The 22,778-nt window shown below is 77.5% G+C and carries 21 protein-coding genes; 14 read left to right on the top strand and 7 right to left on the bottom strand.

Annotated elements, in window-relative coordinates; all coding sequences use genetic code 11:
* Window positions 1-170: 170 nt before the first annotated feature.
* The 4 genes from BLS82_RS06460 (at window position 171) to BLS82_RS06475 (ending at window position 6,380) form a co-directional block, all read left to right on the top strand.
* Window positions 171-2,348: a SpoIIE family protein phosphatase gene (locus BLS82_RS06460; protein WP_092864869.1), complete on the top strand. Its 2,178-nt coding sequence runs from the start codon at window positions 171-173 to the stop codon at window positions 2,346-2,348.
* Window positions 2,349-2,416: 68 nt separating this feature from the next.
* Window positions 2,417-3,925 carry a tRNA (N6-isopentenyl adenosine(37)-C2)-methylthiotransferase MiaB gene (gene miaB / locus BLS82_RS06465; RefSeq protein ID WP_092863056.1) on the top strand — a complete coding sequence of 503 codons (1,509 nt, stop codon included), beginning with the start codon at window positions 2,417-2,419 and terminating at the stop codon, window positions 3,923-3,925.
* A 113-nt stretch (window positions 3,926-4,038) separates the two neighbouring features.
* Window positions 4,039-5,547 (top strand): mannitol dehydrogenase family protein, encoded by a 1,509-nt coding sequence (locus tag BLS82_RS06470; protein ID WP_092863059.1) that lies wholly within the window; start codon window positions 4,039-4,041, stop codon window positions 5,545-5,547.
* On the top strand, window positions 5,544-6,380 hold the full coding sequence (locus BLS82_RS06475; RefSeq protein WP_092863062.1) for an HAD family hydrolase: 837 nt from the start codon (window positions 5,544-5,546) through the stop codon (window positions 6,378-6,380). Before BLS82_RS06470 ends, BLS82_RS06475 begins: the two co-directional genes overlap by 4 nt.
* Here the strand turns inward: BLS82_RS06475 and BLS82_RS06480 are convergent.
* Both BLS82_RS06480 and BLS82_RS06485 read right to left on the bottom strand, forming a co-directional pair.
* Window positions 6,292-7,161 carry a cytochrome c oxidase assembly protein gene (locus tag BLS82_RS06480; protein ID WP_176818966.1) on the bottom strand — a complete coding sequence of 290 codons (870 nt, stop codon included), beginning with the start codon at window positions 7,159-7,161 and terminating at the stop codon, window positions 6,292-6,294. The genes BLS82_RS06475 and BLS82_RS06480 overlap by 89 nt on opposite strands.
* Window positions 7,158-7,655, bottom strand: a complete 498-nt coding sequence (locus BLS82_RS06485) for a DUF2243 domain-containing protein (protein ID WP_092863068.1) — start codon at window positions 7,653-7,655, stop codon at window positions 7,158-7,160. The genes BLS82_RS06480 and BLS82_RS06485 overlap by 4 nt, the downstream gene beginning before the upstream one ends.
* Before the next feature lie 112 nt (window positions 7,656-7,767).
* On the opposite strand from BLS82_RS06485, the gene BLS82_RS06490 reads away from it, so the two are divergent.
* Window positions 7,768-8,448, top strand: a complete 681-nt coding sequence (locus BLS82_RS06490) for a HemK2/MTQ2 family protein methyltransferase (RefSeq protein ID WP_255378178.1) — start codon at window positions 7,768-7,770, stop codon at window positions 8,446-8,448.
* A gap of 60 nt (window positions 8,449-8,508) precedes the next feature.
* Here the strand turns inward: BLS82_RS06490 and BLS82_RS06495 are convergent, their stop codons facing one another.
* Entirely contained in the window at window positions 8,509-9,597 is a 1,089-nt protein-coding gene (locus BLS82_RS06495; protein WP_218123680.1) for an iron-siderophore ABC transporter substrate-binding protein, read from the bottom strand.
* 128 nt (window positions 9,598-9,725) lie between these two features.
* On the opposite strand from BLS82_RS06495, the gene miaA reads away from it, so the two are divergent.
* From miaA to BLS82_RS06510, 3 genes are all read left to right on the top strand, one after another.
* Window positions 9,726-10,664, top strand: a complete 939-nt coding sequence (miaA, locus tag BLS82_RS06500; RefSeq protein WP_092863074.1) for a tRNA (adenosine(37)-N6)-dimethylallyltransferase MiaA — start codon at window positions 9,726-9,728, stop codon at window positions 10,662-10,664.
* Window positions 10,665-10,673: 9 nt separating this feature from the next.
* Window positions 10,674-11,708 (top strand): diaminopimelate epimerase, encoded by a 1,035-nt coding sequence (gene dapF / locus BLS82_RS06505; RefSeq protein ID WP_255378179.1) that lies wholly within the window; start codon window positions 10,674-10,676, stop codon window positions 11,706-11,708.
* Window positions 11,709-11,836: 128 nt separating this feature from the next.
* Window positions 11,837-12,079: a hypothetical protein gene (locus BLS82_RS06510; RefSeq protein ID WP_143028764.1), complete on the top strand. Its 243-nt coding sequence runs from the start codon at window positions 11,837-11,839 to the stop codon at window positions 12,077-12,079.
* On the opposite strand, the gene BLS82_RS06515 is transcribed toward BLS82_RS06510, so the two are convergent.
* Window positions 11,988-12,695 carry a class I SAM-dependent methyltransferase gene (locus BLS82_RS06515; RefSeq protein WP_092863081.1) on the bottom strand — a complete coding sequence of 236 codons (708 nt, stop codon included), beginning with the start codon at window positions 12,693-12,695 and terminating at the stop codon, window positions 11,988-11,990. The genes BLS82_RS06510 and BLS82_RS06515 overlap by 92 nt on opposite strands.
* Window positions 12,696-12,849: 154 nt before the next feature.
* Between BLS82_RS06515 and hflX the strand changes: the two genes are divergently transcribed.
* From hflX to BLS82_RS06530, 3 genes are all read left to right on the top strand, one after another.
* Complete coding sequence (gene hflX / locus BLS82_RS06520) at window positions 12,850-14,376, top strand: GTPase HflX (protein WP_092863083.1); 1,527 nt, start codon at window positions 12,850-12,852, stop codon at window positions 14,374-14,376.
* Between the two features lie 262 nt (window positions 14,377-14,638).
* Window positions 14,639-15,667, top strand: coding sequence for a 2-hydroxyacid dehydrogenase (locus tag BLS82_RS06525; protein WP_176818968.1), 1,029 nt, complete (start codon window positions 14,639-14,641; stop codon window positions 15,665-15,667).
* Window positions 15,664-16,407 carry a hypothetical protein gene (locus BLS82_RS06530; protein ID WP_092863089.1) on the top strand — a complete coding sequence of 248 codons (744 nt, stop codon included), beginning with the start codon at window positions 15,664-15,666 and terminating at the stop codon, window positions 16,405-16,407. The genes BLS82_RS06525 and BLS82_RS06530 overlap by 4 nt, the downstream gene beginning before the upstream one ends.
* Here the strand turns inward: BLS82_RS06530 and BLS82_RS06535 are convergent.
* Both BLS82_RS06535 and BLS82_RS06540 read right to left on the bottom strand, forming a co-directional pair.
* Window positions 16,374-17,096, bottom strand: a complete 723-nt coding sequence (locus BLS82_RS06535; protein WP_092863092.1) for a class F sortase — start codon at window positions 17,094-17,096, stop codon at window positions 16,374-16,376. The two genes, BLS82_RS06530 and BLS82_RS06535, sit on opposite strands and share 34 nt — an antisense overlap.
* Window positions 17,096-17,866, bottom strand: a complete 771-nt coding sequence (locus tag BLS82_RS06540; RefSeq protein ID WP_176818969.1) for a hypothetical protein — start codon at window positions 17,864-17,866, stop codon at window positions 17,096-17,098. Before BLS82_RS06540 ends, BLS82_RS06535 begins: the two co-directional genes overlap by 1 nt.
* A gap of 138 nt (window positions 17,867-18,004) precedes the next feature.
* Here BLS82_RS06540 and BLS82_RS06545 point away from each other — a divergent pair, with 138 nt between their 5' ends.
* Genes BLS82_RS06545 through BLS82_RS06555 form a run of 3 tightly spaced genes read left to right on the top strand, consistent with a single transcriptional unit; the run spans window position 18,005 to window position 21,746 of the window.
* Entirely contained in the window at window positions 18,005-20,041 is a 2,037-nt protein-coding gene (locus BLS82_RS06545) for an ATP-dependent DNA helicase (protein WP_255378180.1), read from the top strand.
* A 57-nt stretch (window positions 20,042-20,098) separates the two neighbouring features.
* Window positions 20,099-20,494, top strand: a complete 396-nt coding sequence (locus BLS82_RS06550; RefSeq protein ID WP_092863095.1) for an OsmC family protein — start codon at window positions 20,099-20,101, stop codon at window positions 20,492-20,494.
* A 28-nt stretch (window positions 20,495-20,522) separates the two neighbouring features.
* Entirely contained in the window at window positions 20,523-21,746 is a 1,224-nt protein-coding gene (locus BLS82_RS06555) for an NAD(P)/FAD-dependent oxidoreductase (RefSeq protein WP_218123681.1), read from the top strand.
* Between the two features lie 30 nt (window positions 21,747-21,776).
* Here the strand turns inward: BLS82_RS06555 and lexA are convergent, their stop codons facing one another.
* Window positions 21,777-22,559 carry a transcriptional repressor LexA gene (lexA, locus tag BLS82_RS06560; RefSeq protein WP_092863098.1) on the bottom strand — a complete coding sequence of 261 codons (783 nt, stop codon included), beginning with the start codon at window positions 22,557-22,559 and terminating at the stop codon, window positions 21,777-21,779.
* Between the last annotated feature and the right edge of the window lie 219 nt (window positions 22,560-22,778).

The following is a 22,778-nucleotide window of genomic DNA, read 5'->3' on the forward strand; positions in this document are numbered from 1 at the left end:
CCAGGACACCCGGGCGGGGCTCAGGCGCGGGTCAGGCGCAGGTCGTCCGGGCGAGGTCACCCGAACGGCGCCCGGCGGCGGGGCGGCGCCGCTAAGGTCGGAGGGGCCTGCGCCCGGCGCCCGGTCGAGCGCCCGCGACAGGAGGAGCCAGGACGGGCGTGGTGAGCACGATGCACGGTGGTGGGGACGGGGAGATCACGCGGAGCGCGCCCGCTGCGCGGGCGCTGGACGGCGTCCCGGCGGACCTGCCCGCGCCACGGCCCCCGGACCTCCCCGCGGACCTGGAGAGCAGCCGCCTGCGCTGGCAGCTGGCCATCGACGCGGCCGGGATCGGCAGCTTCGACTGGGACCTGCGCACCGGCCGCCTGACGTGGGACGACCGGCTCGTGGAGATCTTCGGCTACGACGAGGCCACCTTCGACGCGACCATCGAGGCGTTCGACCGCCGCGTGCACCCCGACGACCTGCCCGACGTCACCGGGGCGATGCAGGACGCCATCTCGGTCTGCGGGGACTTCCACGCCGAGTACCGCATCGTGCTGCCGTCGGGCGAGGTGCGGTGGGTGCAGGCGCGGGGCAGGGCGCTGTGCGACGAGGGCGGCACCGCCGCCCGCCTCCTCGGCGCCGCCTACGACACCACGGCCGAGCGCACGCGCGAGGCCACCATCGCCCGGGTCCTCGAGACGATGTCGGCGGCCTTCTACGCCCTCGACGAGCAGTGGCGCTTCAGCTACGTCAACGCCGAGGCCGAGCGGCTGCTCGGGCGCACCCGCGCCGAGCTGATCGGCGGCGTCGTCTGGCAGCTGTTCCCGGCGACGGTCGGCAGCGTCTTCGAGGAGTCCTACCGCAGGGCGGTGGCGACGGGGGAGCCCGTGGCCTTCGAGGCGTACTACCCCGCGCCCCTGGAGGGCTGGTACGAGGTGCGGGCGTGGCCGGGCCCGGACGGGCTGTCGGTGTACTTCCTCGACATCACGCAGCGCCGGCGGGCCCAGGAGCAGGCCGAGCGCGCCGCGGCGCGCCTGGCGCTGCTCGCGGAGGTCAGCGCCGAGCTCACCGGCGCCCTCGACCCCGCCACCGCCGTCGCGCGCCTGGCTCGCCTGCTCGTGCCGAGCCTCGCGGACTGGTGCATCGTCACCCTCATCGAGGACGACGGCCGGCTGCGGGACATCGGCTGGTGGCACGACGACCCCGCGCTGCGCCCGGTGGTGGCCCGCTACGCGAACTCCCGCCTGGACTCCCTGACCCCGGAGTCCTTCGTGATGCAGGCCCTGCGCCGCGGGGAGCCGGTGGTCGTGCCTACCGGCGCCTCGCGGGCGCTGCACGACATCCTGCGGCCGGGGGAGGCCCGCGACGTGCTCGCCTCCCTGGCGCCCGACTCCCTCGCCGTCCTGCCGCTGACCGCCCGCGGGCGCACGGTCGGGCTGGTCACCCTCTTCTCCGCGCCGGGGGGCACCCCGCTGGTGGGCCAGGACCTGCACACGGCGCGGGACGTCGCCTCGCGCGCGGGGATGGCCCTGGACAACGCCCGCCTGTACGAGAGCCAGCGGCGCCTCGCCGAGGGCCTGCAGCGCTCCCTGCTCACCGACCCCCCGGAGCCGGACCACCTGCAGGTCGTGGTCCGCTACCTGCCCGCGGCCCACGCCGCCCAGGTCGGCGGGGACTGGTACGACGCGTTCCTGCAGCCCTCAGGCGCCACCGTCCTGGTCATCGGGGACGTCGTCGGGCACGACGTGGCGGCGGCGGCCGCGATGGGGCAGCTGCGCGGCCTGCTGCGCGGCATCGCCTTCCACAGCGGCTCCGGGCCCGCCGACGTGCTCAGCGGCCTGGACGCCGCCATCCAGGGGCTGCAGGTGGGGACGACGGCCACGGCGGTCGTCGCGCGCCTGGAGCAGACCCGCGACGAGCGCGCCGGGGGCGTCACGCGGCTGCGGTGGTCCAACGCCGGGCACCCCGACCCCGTCGTGCTGCACCCTGACGGCACGGTGGGCCTGCTCGCCCGCGGCGAGGCGGACCTGCTGCTCGGGGTCGACCCGGCCACGCCGCGCACGGAGTCCCTCGTCGTCCTCGAGCGCGGCACGACGGTGCTGCTGCACACCGACGGCCTCGTGGAGCGGCGCGGCCAGTCCCTCGACGAGGGCGTGGCCCTGCTGCAGCGCACCGTCGCCGAGCTCGCGGACGCGCCGCTGGACGACCTGTGCGACGCCGTGCTGGAGCGGCTGCGGCCCTCCGCCTCCGAGGACGACGTCGCCCTGGTCGCCGTGCGCCTGCACCCGCAGGACCGCCCGCGCCCGCCCGAGGCCGGCCCGCAGGTTCTGCCCCCCGACGTCCCGCCCGAGCCCGGCTCCTGAGCCGCCCCCGGGCGGCCCCCGGGCGGCCGGGGCGGGTCGCGCCCGCGCCCGCATACCCTGGGACCACCATGAGCAGCACCACCGCGCCCTCGCCGACCTACGCCGTGCGCACCTACGGCTGCCAGATGAACGCCCACGACTCCGAGCGGCTCGCGGGCCTGCTGGAGGCCGCCGGGTACGCCCGCGCGGACGACGTCGCGGCGGCCGCGGGCGAGGCCGACGTCGTGGTCTTCAACACGTGCGCGGTGCGCGAGAACGCCGACAACCGCCTCTACGGCAACCTCGGCCACCTCGCGTCCGTCAAGGCGCGCCGGCCGGGCATGCAGATCGCGGTCGGCGGCTGCCTGGCGCAGAAGGACCGCGACACCATCGTGGCGCGCGCCCCGTGGGTGGACGTCGTCTTCGGCACGCACAACGTCGGCTCCCTGCCCGCCCTGCTCGACCGCTCGCGGCACAACGCGAGCGCGCAGGTGGAGATCCTCGAGGCCCTGGAGGTCTTCCCCTCCGCGCTGCCGACCGCGCGCGAGTCCGCGTCCTCGGGGTGGGTCTCGATCAGCGTCGGGTGCAACAACACCTGCACCTTCTGCATCGTGCCGAGCCTGCGCGGGAAGGAGCGTGACCGGCGTCCCGGCGAGGTGCTCGCGGAGGTCGAGGCCCTCGTCGCCGACGGCGCGATCGAGGTGACGCTGCTCGGGCAGAACGTCAACAGCTACGGCGTGGAGTTCGGCGACCGCGGCGCCTTCGCGAAGCTGCTGCGCGCCTGCGGGCGGGTCGAGGGGCTCGAGCGGGTGCGCTTCACCAGCCCGCACCCGGCGGCGTTCACCGACGACGTGATCGAGGCGATGGCCGAGACCCCGAACGCGATGCCGCAGCTGCACATGCCGCTGCAGTCCGGCTCGGACCGGCTGCTGCGGGCGATGCGCCGCTCGTACCGCTCCGAGCGCTTCCTCGGCATCCTCGAGCGCGTGCGCGCCGCGATCCCGGACGCGGCGATCTCCACCGACCTCATCGTCGGCTTCCCCGGGGAGGGCGAGGAGGACTTCGCGCAGACCCTGCGCGTGGTCGAGGCCTCCCGGTTCGCCTCCGCGTTCACGTTCCAGTACTCCCCGCGGCCGGGCACGCCCGCGGCGACCATGGAGCAGCAGGTGCCCAAGGCCGTCGTCCAGGAGCGCTACGAGCGCCTGGTCGCCCTGCAGGAGCGGATCTCCTCCGAGGAGGCGCAGCGGCAGGTCGGGCGCGTCGTCGAGGTCCTCGTCGCCCCGGGCGAGGGGCGCAAGGACGGCGCGACGTCCCGGGTCTCCGGACGCGCCCGCGACAACCGGCTGGTGCACGTCGCGGTCCCGGACGGCGCGCCCGCGCCGCGGCCGGGGGACGTCGTCGCGGTCGAGGTCAGCTACGCCGCGCCGCACCACCTCGTCGCCGACCCCGGGCCCGGCCGGGCGCCGTACGCACTGCGCCGCACCCGCGCCGGGGACGCCTGGGACCGCCGCCAGGCCGGATCCTGCGGCGTGCCCGCCCAGGGCGGCGCCGGCGGCCGCGCCCCGGTCGGCCTCGGGCTGCCCGCGCTGCGCCGCTGAGGGCGCCTCCCGCCCGCTCGCGCCGCGTTTGCCCGCGCCGGTCCGGGGGTAGTGCTCGCGTTCGGTGAGGGTCCAGCAGCGGCGCCCGAGCACCAGCCGCAGCCAGGAGCCCCATGTCCGCCCCCGCGCCCACCCCCACCCTCGTGCCCCTCACCAGCGCGACCCTGTCCGCGCTGCCCCCGGGCGTGTCGGTGCCCACCTACGACCGCTCCGCCCTGACCCCGTCCGTGGTCCACATCGGGGTCGGCGGCTTCCACCGCGCCCACCAGGCGGTGTACCTCGACGACCTGGCGTGCCAGGGGGTGACCGACTGGGGCCTGGTCGGCGTCGGCCTGCACCGCCCGGAGATGGGGCAGGTCCTCTCCGCGCAGGACTGCCTGTACCTGCTCGTCGAGCGCGGCGCGGACGGCGACCGGGCCCGCGTCATCGGGTCGATGGTGCGGTACCTGTTCGCCCCCGAGGACCCCGAGGCGGTCCTGGCCGCCCTCGCCGACGAGCGCACCCGCCTGGTGACCCTGACCATCACCGGCACCGGGTACCGCATCGACCCGCACACCGGGGAGTTCGACCCGGACGACGAGGAGGTCGCCGCCGACCTGGAGGACCCCGCCCGCCCGCGGACCGTCTTCGGCTACCTCGTCGAGGCGCTGGACCGGCGCCGCCGGGCGGGGCTGGCGGGCTTCACCGTGCTCTCCTGCGACAACATGCAGGACAACGGCTCCGCGGCCCGCACCGCCGTGCTGTCCTTCGCGGCCCTGCGCGACCGCGAGCTCGCCGCCTGGATCGCCGACCACGTCGCCTTCCCCAGCAGCATGGTCGACCGCATCACGCCCAACACCTCCCCGCAGGAGCGGGACGCGATCGCCGCGGCCACCGGGGTCGACGCCCGGTGGCCGGTGGTCACGGAGCCGTTCTCCCACTGGGTCGTCGAGGACTCCTTCGTCGACGGCCGCCCGCCCCTGGAGCGCGTCGGGGTCCAGCTCACGCCGGACGTCCACCCCTACGAGGTGGTCAAGACGCGGCTGCTCAACGCCAGCCACAGCGCCCTCGCCTACCTCGGCCACCTCGCCGGGCACCGGTCCACCGACCAGGTGATGGCCGACCCGCTCTTCCGCGCCTACCTCACCCGCATGATGGCCGAGGAGATCGCGCCGTCGCTGCCGCAGGTGCCCGGCATCGACCTCGCCGAGTACCAGCGCACGGTGCTGGAGCGGCTGGCCAACCCGCGCATGGGCGACCAGCTGGGCCGCCTGTGCCGCCGGGGCTCGACGAAGATCCCGAACTACGTCCTCCCGTCGGTGCGGGCCGCGCTGGAGCAGGACCGCCCGCACCAGCTGCTGGGCCTGGCCGTGGCCGGGTGGCTGCGCTTCCTGCGCGGCTACGACTACGCCGGGCGGGAGATCCTCGTCGAGGGACCGATGCGCGACCGGCTGGTGCCGCTGGCGCAGCAGGGCCGCGAGGACCCAGAGCTGCTGCTGCGCGAGCGGAAGGTCTTCGGGGACCTCGCGCAGGACACCCGCTTCGCCGCGGCGGTGGAGGTGGCGCTGAGGGCGCTGGAGGAGCAGGGCCCGCGGGAGGTCATCGCGTTCTACCTGGGCGAGGGCGCGGAGGCGGCCGCGTGAGCGCCGGGCCCCTGGACCTCGCCCGCACCACCGTCCTGCTCTGCGACGCCGACGGCACGCTGTTCCCCTCCGAGGAGCCGGCGTACGCGGCGTCGGCGGACGTGATGAACCGCTTCCTCGCCCAGCTGGGCGCGGAGCGGTCCTTCAGCCCCGCCGAGCAGCAGGCGATGACCAACGGCAAGAACTTCCGCGCCGCCTCCCAGCAGCTGGCCGCCTCCTACGGGGCCGAGCTGGCCGCCGCCGACCTGGAGCGGTGGGTGGCCGAGGAGAAGGACGTCGTCACCACGCACCTGCGCACGGTGCTGCGGCCGGACCCGCAGGTGCTGGAGCCGGTGCAGCGCCTCGCCGAGCGGTTCGTCCTCGCCGCGGTGACCTCCAGCGCCCGCTCGCGGCTGGACGCCTGCCTCGCGGTGACGGGGCTGGACCCGCTGTTCGACCCGCAGCGCCGGTTCAGCGCGGAGGACTCCCTGCCCGTGCCGACGAGCAAGCCGGACCCGGCGGTGTACGTCGTCGCCGGCCAGCAGCTCGGCATCACCCCGGACGACGGCCTCGCGGTCGAGGACTCGATCAACGGGGCGCTGTCCGCGGTCGCCGCCGGCTACCGCACGGTCGGGACCGTGCAGTTCGTGCCGCCGCCGGAGCGCGAGGCCCGGTCCTCGGCCCTGCGCGAGGCCGGCGCGGTGGCCGTCGTCGCCTCCTGGGCGGAGCTGGTCGACCTGCTCGCCGGCGGTCCTCGGCCCGTGGCTAGACCGTCGGGGGCAGCAGCGTCCGCTCGGCGCGGCGGTCAGCGCGGGCCAGCTCCCGGCCGGTGCGCGCGTACCAGCCGGCCATGACGGCGCACGCGAGCAGCACGTGCACGAGCGCGCCGCCGGAGCGCATCAGCTCCGCGCCCGCCCGCACGTCGGCGGCGGCCGCGCCCGCGACGCCGTGCGCGGAGGCGTAGAGCAGGGTCGCCAGGACGTCGTGGGCGGCGGCTGCGGTCACGAGCAGCGCCAGCCGCGCCGGCGTGGACAGCCGGCGGCGCACGGGATCGGCCTGGACCACCACCGCGGCGAAGAGGGTCCCCGCCGCGAGCATGTGCCCGAGGACCAGGGCGCGGAGCACGGGGGAGTGGTGCAGGTGAGCGCCGAGCCCGCTCAGGTGCAGCGCGTACAGCGCGCCGGTGTCCAGGACCAGGACGACGCCGGGCCAGGTCAGCGCCCCGATGACCCGCGAGCGCAGCAGGGCGAGCAGCGCGCGGCGCGCTGTGCCCGGCAGGGTGCGCAGGGCCAGGGCGACCGGGGCGGAGACCGCCAGCAGCACCGGGGCGAGCATGCCGACCAGCAGGTGCTGGACGACGTGGCCCCGCGAGCCGCCGGCGCTCGCGACCGGCGGCACCAGCGCGACGGCCACGGCCACCAGCCCGCCCGCGGCGGCGGCCGAGCGGCCCAGCGGCACCGCGTCCCCGCGCCGGACCAGCACGGCCAGCGCCGCCGCCCACGCGGCGCCGGCTGCCAGGACGGCGCCGAGCAGCACCAGCTGCGGCACGGGCTGCGACACCGGCTGCGGCACCAGGTGCGACACCAGGTGCAGCGGCGCCAGGTCCAGCACCGCCCCGCCGGTCGGTGCGCTCACCGGGTGCGGCCCGCCGTCCCGCCGCGCCGGCCGGCGCCGCCCTCGCGCGCGCGTGCCGGGGCGGGGGAGCGGCGCAGCAGGAGGACGCCGGCGAGCAGGGCGAGCAGCGCGGGCGCGTTCCACGCCAGGTCGTAGGGCAGCAGCTCCACGTCGTAGCGCACCTGGTGCAGCCGCATCAGCTTGTGCTGCACGAGCCCGTCGTAGAGCTGGAAGCCGCCGAGGCCGACCAGCAGGCCGGCGCCCCAGCGGCGGCGCACCAGCGCGGCCCGGCGCTGGCAGTCCGCGAACAGGAACATGCCCACCACCAGGGCGGTGAAGCCGAAGGCGTGGAACCAGCCGTCGGAGACGATGCCGACCGCCGTCGTCGACCCGTCGTAGAAGTGGTGCCACTGCAGCAGCTGGTGGAAGACGGTCTCGTCGAGGAACGCCGCGACGCCGACGCCGACGAGGGCGCCGGCCAGCAGCGAGCGGCGGGGGTCCGCAGCGGCCTTCATGCCCCCGACCTACCCCGCCCGCGGCGGAGGACGCGTGCCCTCCGCGGAGGGGCCGGAGGCCTCGGAGGGGGCCGGGAGGCGGACCGGTGCGGCGGTGGGTGAAGATTCCACCGTGAGACTGCTGCGCCTGCCCGGGACCTACCGCGCCCAGGAGGACACCTGGTTCCTGGCGGACGTGCTGCGGCGCAGCGGCCTGGCGCAGGGCCGCCGCGTGCTCGACGTGTGCACGGGCAGCGGCGCGCTGGCCGTGGCCGCCGCGCACGCCGGGGCGCGGCGGGTGACCGCCGTCGACCTCTCCCGGCGCGCGACGGCGACCGCGCGCCTGAACAGCCTCGTGCACGGCGCCGGCGTGCGGGTGCTGCGCGGCGACCTGTTCGAGCCCGTGGCGGGGGAGTGCTTCGACCTCGTGCTCGCCAACCCCCCGTACGTCGTCGCGGCCGGAGACGTGCTGCCCCGCTACCGCAGCGCCCGCTCGTGGGACGCCGGCACGGACGGGCGGGCCCTGCTGGACCGGATCTGCGCGGGCGTGCCCGGCGTGCTCGCCGAGGGGGGCGACGTGCTCATCACGCAGTCGGCGCTCTCGGACGACACCCGCACGGTCGAGCAGCTGAGCGCCGCCGGCCTGGACACCGAGGTCGTAGCCCGCGCCACCATCCCCTTCGGGCCCGTGATGCGCTCGCGCGCCGCCCTGCTCGAGCAGCGCGGGCTCATCGCGCCCGGTCAGCGCACCGAGGAGCTCGTCGTGGTGCGCGCGCGCGTGCCGGAGGCCTCCACCCTGCGCTGGGCCTGCTGACCGGCCCGATGACCGGCCCGATGGCCGGCCTGCTGACCAGCCCGCTGGGCCGCGCGGGCCTCAGGCGACGGCCGCGGAGAGGGCCTCGACGTAGCCCTGCAGGCCCCACGGCAGCGAGAGCACGGTGGGCGGGGAGACGGCGGCGATGAACTCCTCGCCGACCACGGGCGCGACGGCGCCGGACCGCACCTGCGGCATCGCCTGCGCGTGGGGCGCCGTGCGGAAGGCGTCGAACTCCTCCTGCGTGGTGGCGTACACGAGCAGCACGTCGCTGGTCAGCTGGTCGAGCACCTCGTAGCTGACCGTGGAGTAGAAGGTCGACTCGTCCGTCGACAGCTGCTCCACGCTCGGCGCGACCTCCAGCCCGAGGTCGGTGAGGAACTCCACGCGCGGGTCCGCGGCCTCGTAGACGTAGAAGGTGCCGGCGGTGTCCCACACCGCGGCGACCGTCCTGCCCGCCAGCTCCGGGTGCTCGGCGGCCGCCGCGGCGACCTGCGCGTCGGTGTCGGCCACGAGCTGCTCGGCCTCCTCCGCGCGCCCCAGCGCCTGCCCGACCGTGGTCACGACCTCCCGCCACGGCGTCGACCACGCCTGCTCCGGGTAGGCGACCGTGGGGGCGATCTGGCTGAGCAGGTCGTAGTCCTGCTGCGTGAGGCCGGAGTAGGGCGCGAGGATGACGTCCGGCTGCTCCGCGGCGATCGCCTCGAAGGGCACCTCGGCGGCGTTGGGCAGCACCGTCGGGGTCTGCGCCCCCAGCTCCTGCAGCTCCTCCTCGATCCAGGGCAGCACGCCCTGCTCGTTCCCGCCGTACTCCTGGAACGGGATCGCGACGGGCACGACGCCGAGCGCCAGCGCGGCGTCCGTGCTGCCGAAGCCCCACGTGACGACGTCGACGGGCTCGGACTCGACCACCGTCTCGCCGAAGGCGTGCTCGAGGGTGACGGGGAAGGCCCCGGCCGCGGAGGAGGCGCTGGGCGCCGCGGACCCGGACCCGGACCCCGACCCCGAGCCGGACCCGGACTCCGACCCCGAGCCGGACCCGGACTCCGACCCGGTCGCCGTGCCGCCGCCGGAGCCGCAGCCGGTGAGCGCGAGCGAGGCGGCCAGGGCGGTGGCCCCGAGCAGCAGGGACGTCGGGCGAGCGGGCACGGGGCCTCCAGGGTCGGTCCGGGCGAGGCGCCCGACGGGTGCGCTCGCTGTTAGGAAAGCCTCACCATACAGACGCGAGCGCGACCGGTGTCACCGCGCGCGCGGCCCCGGGCCGTAGGGTCCTCGCCGTGGTCGAGCCGGACGCCCGGGTGGTGGCCGTCGTCGGACCCACGGCCACCGGCAAGTCCGACCTCGCGGTGGCGCTGGCGCGAGCGCTGGACGGCGAGGTCGTCAACGCCGACGCCTCCCAGCTGTACCGCGGCATGGACGTCGGCACCGCCAAGCTGCCCGTGCCCGCCCGCCGCGGCGTGCCGCACCACCTGCTCGACGTCCTCGACGTCACGCAGGAGGCCCGCGTGGCGGCCTACCAGCGCGCCGCCCGCGCCGCCTTCGACGAGGTCGCCGCGCGCGGGCGCGTCCCCGTGCTCGTCGGCGGCTCCGGCCTGTACGTGCGGGCGGCCCTGGACGCCCTCGAGTTCCCCGCCACCGACCCGGCCGTGCGGGCCCGCCTGGAGGCCGAGGCCGCCGCGCTCGGCCCCGCGGCGCTGCACGCGCGCCTGGCGGCGCTGGACCCGGCGGCGGCCGCGGCGATCCAGCCCGGCAACGTCCGGCGCGTCGTGCGCGCCCTGGAGGTCGGGGAGGTCACCGGGCGCCCCTTCAGCGCCACGATGCCCGTGGCGGGCCGCTACGCCGTCCCGGCGGTGCAGGTGGGCCTGAGCGCGGAGCGGGAGGTGCTGCGCGCGCGCATCGGCGACCGCGTGCACCGCATGGTCGAGCAGGGGCTGGTCGCCGAGGTCGAGGCGCTCCTCGCGCGCGGCCTGCGCGAGGGCAGCACCGCCCGGCGGGCGCTGGGCTACGCGCAGGTGCTCGACGCCCTCGACGGCGCCTGCACCCTCGAGGAGGCCGTGGCGGCCACCGTGCACGCCACCCGCCGCTACGCGCGCCGGCAGCTGTCGTGGTTCGGGCGCGACCCGCGCGTGCACTGGCTGCGCGCGGACCGCAGCGGGCCGGGGGAGCTGCTCGCCGCGGCCCTCGCGATCGCCCGCCCCGCGCTGGGCCGGTCCTAGGCTGGCCCGGTGAACGACGCGGCCGGTCTGCCCTCCACCACCGGCCTGCCCTCCACCGGCCTGCCCTCCGGCACCGGGCTGCCCTTCGCCAAGGGCCACGGCACCGAGAACGACTTCGTCCTCGTCCCCGACCACGACGGCGCCCTCGCGCTCGGGCCGGCAGCGGTCCAGCGCATCTGCTCCCGCCGCTCCGGCCTCGGCGCCGACGGCGTGATCCGCGTCGTGCGCTCGCGCGCGCTGCCCGACGGCGCCGCGGCCCTGGTGGAGGACCCGGCGGCCGAGTGGTTCATGGACTACCGCAACGCCGACGGGTCGACCTCCCAGATGTGCGGCAACGGCGTGCGCGTCCTCGTCGCCTCCCTGCTGCACGAGGGGCTCGTCGACCCGGCCGCGCTCGACGCGCCGCCCGGCCTGGCGGTCGGCACCCGCGCCGGGGTCAAGCGGGTGCGCCGCGCCGTCGGCCCGGACGGGCAGCCGTGGCTGGCCACCGACATGGGCCCCTGGCGCCTGCTCGCCCCCGGCGCGGCCGCGGCCCGCGGCGCCGACGCCGCCGTCGCCGTTCCCGGCCTGGACGGCGTCCCGCGCCCCGGCCTGTCCCTCGACCTCGGCAACCCGCACACCGTCGTCGCGCTCGCCGGCCTCGACGAGCTCGCCGCCGCCGACCTGGCCGCGCCCCCGGCCGTGGACCCGCTGCCCCCGCACGGCAGCAACGTCGAGCTCGTGGTGCCCCTGGACGCCGACGAGGGCCCGCACGGGGAGCCCACCGGGCGCCTGGCCATGCGCGTGCACGAGCGCGGCGTGGGGGAGACGCGCTCCTGCGGCACCGGGGCGTGCGCCGCCGCGCTCGCCGCGCGCGCCTGGGGCGGGCCCGGCGCGCCCGACCGCTGGCTCGTGCAGGTGCCCGGCGGCCTGCTGGCCGTGCGGGCCCTGCCGCACGGCCGGGTCGAGCTCGCCGGACCCGCCGTGCTCGTCGCCGCGGGCACGATCGACCCCGGCTGGCTGGGCGGCGACACGCCGCAGCCGGCGCGACACGCCGGCGCGTGACCGGATCGTGATCCGGGCCGCCGCGACGTCGGAGGCGAGATGTCCGGTGCGTCCGGGTCGAGTTGGTCCAAAGCGCTTGCTGAGCGGATCGCGGAGCTCCACAGTGGGGGCCGTCTGAGGAGGCGGTCATGGCAGAGGCACTGGTGGTGGGCACCAGCACGGGCACCGGCACGGGGAGCGCCACCGGCGCACCGGTGCCGGCGGGCAAGCGCGTGCAGGGGTCCATCGTGCACCTGCCGGCCCGCGCCGGCGCGGACGACGCGCCGTGGCCGGTTGACCTCAGCGAGCGGGACGAGCGGCTGCGCCGCCGCGAGCGCCTCCTGCACCACCTGGAGATGGAGCGCCAGCGCCGCCGGCGCCGCCCGGCGTGAGCGCCGGCGCGACCTCCAGCACCCGGTAGCCGCGGGAGCTGCCCGCGCGCGCCACCGCGCGCGGCGGGGCGGCCTGCGCCAGCTGCTCGGCGAGCCACCGCTGCAGCGAGTCGGCGCCGAGGTTCTTCTGCACCACGAGCAGCGCCGTCCCGTCGTCCTGCAGGCGCGGCAGCCAGCGCAGCAGCAGGGCGTGCAGCGCGTCCTTGCCGATCCGGATCGGCGGGTTGGACCAGATCGCGGCGAAGCGGACGTCGTCCGGCACCTGCTCGGGCGCCACCGCGCGCACGCCGCGCAGGCCCAGCCGCGCGGCGTTCTCGGCCACCAGCTCCAGGGCCCGCTCGTTGACGTCGACGGCCCACACCACCGCCTCCGGCGCGCGCAGCGCGAGCGCCAGCGCGATCGGCCCCCAGCCGCAGCCGAGGTCCAGCAGGTGCCCGCGCGGCGGCGGGTCGCCGGCGCGGTCGAGCAGCACCCGCGTGCCGGGGTCGAGGCGGTCCCCGCTGAAGACGCCCGCCGCGGTCAGCAGGTCGCGCGGCGCGCCGTCCAGGACCACCCGCAGCTCGCGGCGCTGCCCCTCGCCCGCCGGCACCGCGGTGAAGTAGTGCTCGTGCGACACCCCCCGGACGCTACCGGCGGCCGGCCCGGGCGATGCCCCGGGCGATGCGCCGGGCGATGCTCCGAGCGCTGCTCCGGGCGGCGGAAACAGGCTCGCGCGCCGCGGCGTTGCACTGGGAGAGTGGGGAGGCCCCACCGCACGCACCAGGAGGCTCATGACCACCACCCCGTCCCAGGACGCCGCGCTGCAGCGCATCCTCTCCCGCTCCGCGACCGCGCTCGCGGACGGCGCGGGGCACGAGGACCCCGCGGACGGCGCGCCCGGGGTGGACGGAGCCGGCTACGACGGGGACCAGCTGGACCTGGCGGACCGCCAGGCCCTGCGCCGCGTCACCGGCCTGTCCACCGAGCTCGCCGACGTCACCGAGGTCGAGTACCGCCGGCTGCGCCTGGAGCGCGTCGTCCTCGCCGGCCTGTGGTCCTCGGAGTCCGGCAGCGCCGAGGACGCCGAGAACTCTCTGCGCGAGCTCGCCGCCCTCGCCGAGACCGCGGGCTCGACCGTCCTCGACGGCGTCCTGCAGCGCCGCGCCACGCCCGACCCGGCCACCTGGCTGGGCAGCGGCAAGGCCGCCGAGCTGCGCGGTGTCGTCGCCGCCACCGGCGCCGACACCGTGATCGCGGACGGCGAGCTGTCGCCGTCCCAGCGGCGCGGCCTGGAGGACATCGTCAAGGTCAAGGTCATCGACCGGACCGCGCTGATCCTCGACATCTTCGCGCAGCACGCGAAGTCCAAGGAGGGCAAGGCCCAGGTCGAGCTGGCGCAGCTGGAGTACCTGCTGCCGCGCCTGCGCGGGTGGGGCGAGTCGATGTCCCGCCAGGCCGGCGGCCGCGTCGCCGGCGGCGAGGGCATCGGCTCGCGCGGTCCCGGCGAGACGAAGATCGAGCTGGACCGCCGCCGGATCCGCACCCGCATGGCCCGCCTGCGCCGCGAGATCAGGGGCATGGCGCCCGCGCGCGCGACCAAGCGCTCCGGCCGCCGCCGCGGCGCGGTGCCCGCCGTCGCGATCGCCGGGTACACCAACGCCGGCAAGTCCAGCCTGCTCAACCGGCTCACCGGCGCGGGCGTGCTCGTCGAGGACGCGCTGTTCGCGACGCTGGACCCGACCGTGCGCCGGGCGCAGACGCCGGACGGGCGCCAGTACGTGCTCGCCGACACCGTCGGGTTCGTGCGCAGCCTGCCCACCCAGCTCGTCGAGGCCTTCCGCTCGACGCTGGAGGAGGTCGCGGAGGCCGACGTGCTGCTGCACGTCGTCGACGCCTCGCACCCGGACCCGGAGGGCCAGATCACCGCGGTGCGCGAGGTCCTCGCGGACGTCGGCGTGCAGGGGCGCTCCCACGACGTCGTCGAGCTCGTCGTCCTCAACAAGTGCGACGCCGCCGACCCGGAGGTGCTGGCCCGCCTGCGGCGGCGGGAGCCGTCCAGCGTCGTGGTCTCCGCGCGCACCGGGGCCGGCGTCGAGGAGCTGCGCGAGCGCATCGGCGAGCTGCTGCCGCGCCCGCGGGTCCTCGTCGACGTCGTCGTCCCCTACGCGCGGGGCGCGCTGGTGGACCGCGTGCACCGCACGGGGGAGCTGCTCGAGGAGCAGCACACCCCCGAGGGCACCCGCCTGGTCGCGCGCGTGGACGCCGACCTCGCGGCGGACCTGCGCGCGACCCAGGTCGTCGCGGCGCGCGAGGCCTGAGCCGCGGGCGCCGGCGCGGGGCACCCGCCCCGCGCCGGCGCCCGCGCGTCCGGACCGCCACGCCCGTCACCGCGCATGACCGCGCACCACCGCGCACCACCGCCCGGCACTGGCCGTCGGCGACCGCGCGCCACTCGCCGCGCAGGGTCCTGCCTTGACGCGACCGGGTGCTGCCGCGTGCTGGCGCGGGGCTGCCCGCGTCCGCGCCGCCGCGGCCGTCCTGCCGCTACGGTCGCGCCACGCTCGAACGAGGGGGTGGCCGGTGGGGCGCGCGCACGTGGTCGTGCTGAGCAAGCAGGGCAGCGCCAGCCTGGACGCGGCGCAGCGCCGCGACCTCGCCGAGGCCGCCGACGTCGACTACCACCGGCTGCAGGCGGCCCCGGACCGGGCGGCGGCGGTGCGGCTGCTGCAGGGCGCGGACGTCCTCGCCGCGACCAACGCCTGCCTGCCCGTCCTCGACGCCGCCCTGCTCGACGCGCTGCCGCGGCTGCGCGGGGTCGTCCTGTACGCCACCGGCTACGACCACATCGACACCGCGCTGCTGCGCGCGCGCGGCGTCGCCCTCAGCGTGCTGCCCGACTACGCCACCCAGGCGGTCGCCGAGCACGGCGTCGCGATGCTCCTGGGCCTGGCCACCCGCCTGCACCTGGCGCACGACCGCAGCCGCGGGCTCGTGCCCCCGCAGACGTCGCTGCGCGGGGTGCAGCTGTGCGGGCGCCGCCTCGGCGTCGTGGGGCTGGGCCGCATCGGCTCCGCCGTCGCGGCGATGGGCGCGGGGCTGGGCATGCGGGTCAGCGGCGTCGACCCCGCCCCGGCCGCCGCGGCCGCCGCGCGGGCCGCCGGGGCCCGCGTGCTCGACCTGCCGCACCTGCTCGCCGCCAGCGACGCCGTCGTCGTGTGCGCCAACCACGTCCACGGCGCCCCGCCGGTGCTGGGAGCGGCCGAGCTGGCCCTGCTGCCGGACGGCGCGCTGCTCGCCAACGTCTCGCGCGCGTCCCTGGTGGACACCGCCGCAGCGGTCGACGCCGTCCGCTCCGGGCGGCTGCGCGGCTACGCCGTCGACGACACCGTCCTCGACCCGGTCGAGCACGCGGACCTGCTGCGCGAGGGCCGCGTGCTGCAGACGGGCCACAGCGCCTGGTGGCGCGACGAGGTGCTCGTCCGCGGCCGGCGCCTGTGGGGCGCCGCCGTCCTCGCGGCCGTCACCGGCCGGCCCACCGACGCGGTCGTGCCCTGGCGGGGCGACCTGCACGGCGACCTGCACGGCGACCTGGTGGACTCCTCCCCGTGAGCGGTGCCCGCGGCCGGCTGGTCGCCGCGCTGGTCGCCCTCTGGGTGGTGGTGCCGCTGGGGCTCGCCCTGGCGCGCCACCCCTCCTGGTGGGCGTGGATCGCTCCCGAGATGACCCCGATGACGTGGTTCCAGTCCGTGGTCCTCGTCGTGTGCGCGGTCGGCTCCCTGCTGGTGGCCCACGTGCTGCGCCTGCAGCGCACCGCGGCCCACGGCCCGGCGCACGGCCCGGCCCACGGCCCGGCGCACGAGTCCGGGCACGCGTGGACCCTGCTCGCCGCCGGGTTCGCCGTCCTCGCGCTGGACGAGCGCTTCGCCCTGCACGAGCGGCTGCGCGACGCGGTGCTGGCCCCGCGCCGCGTCACCGTGCCCTTCCTGCCGTGGGTGGCGCCGGGCGACTTCCTCATCATGGCCTTCGCGGTCGTCGGGCTGGCGCTGCTGCCCTACGTCTGGCAGGCGGTGCGCCCCGACCGCGCGGCCGGGCGCGCCCTGCTGCTCGGCGTCACGCTCGCCGTCCTCGCCGTCGCCTCGGACTCGGTGGACCCCTCCTCCTGGACCGAGCCCGTCGAGCGCGTCCAGCAGACCCTCGAGGAGGTCGTCGAGCTCGGCAGCGGGCTGTCCTTCCTCGCGGCCGTGTGGCTGCGCCTGCTCGGCCTCCTCGACCCCGTCATCGGCGCCCCACCGCCGCCGTCCGCCCGCGTCGGTGATCAGGCGGGGCGCACGGAGGCCAGCTCGGCGTAGACGACGACGTTGTCGCGGTGGTGGCCGGCCGAGGCGTCGAACGCGCCGCCGCAGGTGATCAGCCGCAGCTGCGGCCCGCCGGTGTTGCCGTACACGCGCAGGGTCGGGAACGCGTCCTTGGGGTGCTGCTCGACGCCGGTGACCCGGTAGGTCGCGGTGGCGCCGTCCTCGCGGTCGACCTCGACGAGCTGGCCCGCCACGAGCGCGCCGAGCTCGAAGAAGACCGCCGGCTCGCCGTTCCAGGAGACGTGGCCCGCCAGCACCGTCGGACCGACCTGGCCCGGCGTCGGGCTGTGCTCGTACCAGCCCACGAGCTCCCCGCCGTCGGGCACCTCCATCTCGCCCGAGGGCTGCAGGCCCAGGGTCACCAGGGCGGTGTCGACGCCGAGGTCCGGCACGCGCACCCGCGTGGGCGTCGACGCGGGCAGCGCGTCCCGCGGCACCTCCTCGCGCGCGGGGTCGCTGCCGGGAGCCGCGGTCGCCGGGAGCGTCGGGGGCGCCGCCGGAGGCGCTGCTGGCGAGGAGGGCGCCGTCGACCCCGCGGGTGCGGGCAGCGCGGCAGCCGCCGGCGGAGCGGGGGGCGCCGTCCCGTCCAGCGCCGTGGTGAGCAGCACCACCCCGGTCACGCCCGCCGCCGCCGAGGCGGCCGCCAGTCGGCGACCGCCCCGGCGGCCGAGGACGGAGGGCATCAGCCCTCGGCGCCCGTGCGGCGCCGGGCGAGCACGAGCGCGCCCGCGGCGGCGGCGGCCAGCGCACCGGCCCCGCCGAGCAGGGCGCCGGTGTCGACCGCGCCGGTGTCCCCGCCGCCGGTCTGGACGCCGCCGGCCGGCATGGCCGTCACGTGCGAGCCCGTGACCATGCCGCAGCTCGCCGGCGCGGTGGCCTCCTGCGGCAGCGCCGGGTCGAGCTCGCTGGCGCCCGCGGCCTCCACGTCGTAGGTGCCGTTGCCGTTGACGTCGATGCCGTGCTGGACGACGTGCAGGTTCGTGATCGCCTTCGCCGTGGCGTCGTCGACCTCGATGGTGCGCTCGTAGGCCAGGTTCCCCTGCGCGTCGGCGGTCGGGAACCGGTCGACGGCCAGGCCGCTGCTCTTGGAGGTGTCCCCGGAGGTGGTGAGCGAGATGTGGATGTCGCCGTAGTCCTTCAGGCCCTCGGCCGTGGTCAGCACCCCGTCCTGGTTCGCGTCAGCGGCCATCGTCGGGCAGGAGAAGTCCGTGGACAGGTCCGTGGAGCCGTGGATGTGCTGGGCGTGCGGCGCGCCCGGGACCAGGCCCTTCGCGTCGATCGTCACGGTGAGCCGGTCGCCGTCCAGCGTCAGCACGGCGGTGCCGGAGGACCCGGTGCCGTTGAGCTCCTGCAGCTGGACCTGGTACGTCTCGGCGGCGAACGCGCTGGAGGACCCGAGGACGGTCAGGGCCAGGGCGCCGGTGCCGGCGAGCGCTGTGCGGAGGACCTTCATGGGGGTGCCTTCTCTCTGTCGGGGCTGCTGCTGCGCCGCCTCGTCGGTGGACGGACGCCTGGTGTTCGGTGCCGGGCCCGGGAGGGATTGCTGCCGGATCGCCCCGGTTCCGTCGCCCCCGCGCCGTAACCTCCTCCCGTGCCGCCCGCTCCCGCCCTCGACCGCCGCTCCGGCGTCGTCGGGCTGCTCGCGGCCGCCGTCGAGGGCTTCGGCGGGGCGCCGCGCGCGGGGCAGCGGACGATGGCCGCGGCGGTGGAGGAGGCGATCGAGACCGGCGAGCACCTGCTGGTGCAGGCCGGCACGGGCACGGGCAAGTCCCTCGGCTACCTCGTGCCCCTCGTCGCGCACGCGGTCACCACCGGCACGACGGTGGTGGTCTCCACCGCCACGCTGGCGCTGCAGGCGCAGATCGCCCAGCGCGACCTGCCGCGCCTGGCCGACGCGCTCGCGCCGCACCTGGGGCGCCGTCCCACCGTCGAGGTCGTCAAGGGCCGCGCGAACTACGTGTGCCGCCACAAGCTCGTCGGCGGGTTCCCCGCGGACGACGAGGGCTCGCTGTTCGAGGCCGTCCCCGCCGCCGCGAGCCCGACGAGCCGGCTCGGCCGCGAGGTCGCGCGCCTGCGCGCGTGGGCGGAGGAGACGACCACGGGCGAGCGCGAGGAGCTCAGCCCCGGCGTCTCGGACCGCGCGTGGCGCCAGGTGTCGGTCAGCGCCCGCGAGTGCCTCGGCGCCCAGCGCTGCCCCGTGGCCGCCGACTGCCACGTCGAGGCCTCGCGGGCCCGGGCGCGCGAGGCGGACGTCGTGGTGACCAACCACGCGCTGCTGGCCATCGACGCCTTCGAGGACCGCCCGCTGCTGCCCGAGCACGACGTCGTCGTCGTCGACGAGGCGCACGAGCTCGCCGACCGGGTCACCTCGGCCGTCTCCGGCGCCCTCAGCGGCACGTCCGCGGCCGCGGCCGCCACCGCGGCCCGCCGCCGGGCGCGCGCCGACACCGCGCGCCTGGAGACGGCGGCGGAGGACCTGTCCGCGGTCCTCGAGGGCCTGCCCGCCGGCCGGTTCGCCACGGGCCTGCCGGAGGGGCTGCTCGCCGCGGTCGCCGCCGTCCGCGACGCCGCCCGCGAGGCGCTGTCGTCGCTGCGCCCGGAGCCCGGCTCCGCCGCGGAGGCGGACGCCGCGGCGAGGCAGGTCGCCCGGGCCGCGCTGAGCGAGGTCTTCGACGTCGCCGAGCGACTGGCCGAGGTCGAGGCCGGCGGCCCGGACGTCGCGTGGCTGGCCGTGACCGAGGGCGGCTCGGCCTCCGCCCGGCGCACCAGCCGGGCGCTGCACGTCGCGCCGCTGTCGGTGGCGGGCATGCTGCGCGAGAAGCTCTTCGCGACCCGCACGGTGGTGATGACGTCGGCCACCCTCGCGCTCGGCGGGGCCTTCGACACCGCCGCCGGGGCCGTGGGCCTGCGCGGCACCGGAGCGCCGAGCTGGACGGGCATGGACGTCGGCAGCCCCTTCGACTACCCGCGCCAGGCGATCCTCTACACCGCCGCCCACCTGCCGCCGCCCGGCCGCGACGGCGCCCCGCCCGCGGTGCTCGACGAGCTGGCGGCGCTCGTCGAGGCGGCCGGGGGGCGCACGCTGGGCCTGTTCTCCTCCCGGCGCGCCGCGGAGGCCGCCGCGGCGGCGATGCGCGAGCGGCTCGACGTGCCAGTGCTGTGCCAGGGCGAGGACAGCACCGCCTCGCTCGTGCGCCGCTTCGCCGAGGACGAGGCGACCTGCCTGTTCGGCACCCTGGGCCTGTGGCAGGGCGTCGATGTGCCCGGCCCCTCCTGCCAGCTCGTGGTGCTCGACCGGATCCCGTTCCCGCGCCCGGACGACCCGCTGGCGTCCGCGCGCGCGGAGGCGGCGGCGCGCGCGGGGGCCAACGGCTTCCTGTCCGTCTCGGCCACCCACGCGGCGCTGCTGATGGCGCAGGGCGCCGGCCGGCTCGTGCGCTCGACCACCGACCGCGGCGTGGTCGCCGTGCTCGACTCCCGACTCGCGACCGCGCGCTACGCGGGCTTCCTGCGCGCGAGCCTGCCGCCGCTGTGGCCCACCACCGATCGCGAGGTCGTGCTCGGCGCCCTGCGGCGCCTGTCCGCCGCGGGGTCGCGCGCGCCCGCGGCGTCGCCGACGCCCCGGTGAGACCCCTGCCGCGCCGCTGGGGTGCGGGCCGGGGCCTTTGCCGGTAAGACTCCTACCATGGCGAACCCCCAGATCGACGAGGCCCTGGCGACCGCCGACCGGGACTCGGTGAAGACCGACGACGGCGTTCTCGACACCGGCGTGCGCGTGGCCGGCGAGGACGGCGCCGGGCGCACCACCCCCGAGCACCTCATGGCCGCCGCCATCGCCGCGTGCTTCCAGCAGGCCGTCGGCATCGCGGCCAGCAGCCAGAGCGTGGACGCCTCCGGCGCCACCGTGCAGGGGCGCGTGACGCTGCAGGCGGACGAGGGCGGCGGCTACAGCTCCGACTTCGAGCTCGTGCTCTCGGGGCTGTCGGGGGACGACGCCGAGCGCGTGCTGACGCAGGCCAAGCAGTTCTGCCCGTTCACCAAGGCGCTCGCGGGCGCGGGCATCCAGGTCCGCCTCGGCTGAGCCGGGGCCGACCACCGATCCCCGCTCCGTGGAGAGCTCGCCGGAGCAGCCGGAGCCGACCCGGGACGAGCCGGCCTGGGACGTCGTGGTGGTCGGCGCCGGCCCGGCGGGCGCCGCGACGGCGCTCGGGGCGCTCACCGAGCGCCCCGGCGCCCGCGTCCTCCTGCTGGACCGGGCCGACTTCCCCCGCGACAAGGTCTGCGGCGACGGCGTCGCCCCGCACGCGCTCGACGTGCTGGCCGAGGTCGGCGTGCACGGGCTGCTCGACGACTGGCCGGTCGCACCCCGCCTGCGGATCGGCCTCGACGGCGGCCCCGTCGTCGAGCAGGTGATGCAGCGCCCCTCCTACGTCGTGCCGCGCGAGGTCTTCGACGCGCGCCTGGTCGCCGCCGCCGTCGAGCGCGGAGCGGTGCTGCGCCGGCAGCGGGTGCGCTCGTCCACCGAGGACGCCGCCGGCGTCGTCCTCGACGACGGCACGCGCGGGCGCGTGCTCGTCGGCGCCGACGGCGCCCACTCGGTGGTGCGCCGGGCGCTGCACCCCGGGCAGCGGCCCGGGACCACCGCGATCGCGCTGCGCGGGTACGGGCGCGTGCGGCCCGAGCACGACGGCGTGCAGGTGCTCGCCTTCGCCGCGCGCGGGCGCCGGCCCTGCTACGCGTGGTCGTTCCCGATCGGCGACGGCCGGGCCAACGTCGGCTACGGCGAGCTGGTGCCCCCCGGCCCGGAGCACCCGACCCGGGCGCACCTGCTGGCGCGCCTGGAGGAGCTCCTGCCGGGCACGACCGCGGACGCGGAGGCGCTCGGCGGCCACCCCCTGCCGCTGTCCACGGGCCGGCCGCCGAGCGCGGGCCGCGGCCGGGTGCTGCTGGTCGGGGACGCCGCGTCGCTGGTCAACCCCGTCACCGGCGAGGGGATCTACTACGCGGTGCTCTCCGGCGTCCTGGCCGGCCGGGCGGCCGCGGCGTCCCTGCAGGGCTCAGCTCACGGCGCCGACGGCGGCGCTGCTGGTGCCGGCGCGGGGGAGCGGTACGCGGCCGCCCTGCGCGCCGCGCTCGGCTCCCACCTGCGCCACACCGACGTCGCGCAGCGGCTCGTGCGCTCGGACCAGCTGCTCGCGGCCGCCCTGCGCGCCGCCGACCGCGACCAGGGCGTCTTCGACGACCTCGCGGACATCGGGCTGGCGCGCGGGCACCTGACCGGCCGGGTCGTGCGCGGCCTGGCGCGCGAGCTGGTGCGCCCGACATCCCGCTGACCGGCGGGAGCGACCGGTCAGCCCGCCGGGTCAGACGCTGCGCAGGACCGCGACGACCTTGCCCAGCACGACGGCGTCGTCGCCCGGGATCGGCTCGTAGGCCTCGTTGTGCGGCAGCAGCCACACGTGCCCGTCGCGCTGCTTGTAGGTCTTCACGGTCGCCTCGCCGTCCAGCATGGCGGCGACGATCTCGCCGTTCTCCGCCACCGGCTGCTGGCGCACCGCCACCCAGTCCCCGTCGCAGATGGCGGCGTCGACCATCGAGTCGCCGACGACGCGCAGGAGGAAGACCTGCCCGTCCCCCACCAGCTGGCGGGGGAGGGGGAACACGTCCTCGACGGCCTGCTCCGCGAGGATCGGGCCACCGGCCGCGATCCGCCCGACGACGGGCACGTACGCGGCTGCGGGCACCTCGCCGGCGCCGGCGGCCGGGCTGTCCGCCGCGCTTTGCGCGGCGGCGGGGGCGTCCGCCTCGCTCGGAGCGGGGCGGACGGCGCCCTGCGGCAGCACCACCTCGATCGCGCGCGGCCGGTGCGGGTCGCGGCGCAGGAAGCCCTTGCGCTCGAGCGCGGCCAGCTGGTGCGCGACGCTGCTCGGGCTCGTCAGGCCCACCGCCTCGCCGATCTCGCGGATGCTCGGCGGGTAGCCGCGGCGCTCGACGGCGGCGCGGATGCAGTCCAGCACCCCGCGCTGTCGGGCCGTCAGCCCGTCGCCGGCCGCCGCGCCGGGCAGCTGCGTGACGGTGGCCGTCGCCGCTCCCGCGGCGCCGCCCGCCGTCGTCCCGCCCGACGCCCCGCTCCTCGTGCCCGCCATGGCCGGCTCCCGCTCCGCTCCCGCCGGCGGCCGTCCGCCGGACCTCGTCGTCACCCTAGGGGTTGCACGGCTGTACTTCAAACACGTGTTCGACACGGTCCGACACGCACCGCTGTCGCCGCCCCCTCGGGCCCGCACCCCTCGCCCGAGGTCGGTGGACGCCGTCGGCGGCGTCTGCTACAACTCGTACGCGCGTTCGATTCGAACGCACGTACGAGG

The sequence above is a fragment of the Quadrisphaera sp. DSM 44207 genome (genome assembly GCF_900101335.1).
Taxonomy (GTDB): Bacteria; Actinomycetota; Actinomycetes; order Actinomycetales; family Quadrisphaeraceae; genus DSM-44207.

Excerpts from the sequence above, each read along its gene's own strand:
- BLS82_RS06460 (WP_092864869.1), top strand. The coding sequence starts at position 171 with ATGCACGGTGGTGGGGACGGGGAGATCACGCGGAGCGCGCCCGCTGCG.
- BLS82_RS06550 (WP_092863095.1), top strand. The coding sequence starts at position 20,099 with ATGGCGAACCCCCAGATCGACGAGGCCCTGGCGACCGCCGACCGGGAC.
- BLS82_RS06485 (WP_092863068.1), bottom strand. The coding sequence starts at position 7,655 with ATGAAGGCCGCTGCGGACCCCCGCCGCTCGCTGCTGGCCGGCGCCCTC.
- lexA (WP_092863098.1), bottom strand. The coding sequence starts at position 22,559 with ATGGCGGGCACGAGGAGCGGGGCGTCGGGCGGGACGACGGCGGGCGGC.
- miaB (WP_092863056.1), top strand. The coding sequence starts at position 2,417 with ATGAGCAGCACCACCGCGCCCTCGCCGACCTACGCCGTGCGCACCTAC.
- BLS82_RS06510 (WP_143028764.1), top strand. The coding sequence starts at position 11,837 with ATGGCAGAGGCACTGGTGGTGGGCACCAGCACGGGCACCGGCACGGGG.
- BLS82_RS06540 (WP_176818969.1), bottom strand. The coding sequence starts at position 17,866 with ATGAAGGTCCTCCGCACAGCGCTCGCCGGCACCGGCGCCCTGGCCCTG.
- BLS82_RS06470 (WP_092863059.1), top strand. The coding sequence starts at position 4,039 with ATGTCCGCCCCCGCGCCCACCCCCACCCTCGTGCCCCTCACCAGCGCG.
- hflX (WP_092863083.1), top strand. The coding sequence starts at position 12,850 with ATGACCACCACCCCGTCCCAGGACGCCGCGCTGCAGCGCATCCTCTCC.
- BLS82_RS06535 (WP_092863092.1), bottom strand. The coding sequence starts at position 17,096 with ATGCCCTCCGTCCTCGGCCGCCGGGGCGGTCGCCGACTGGCGGCCGCC.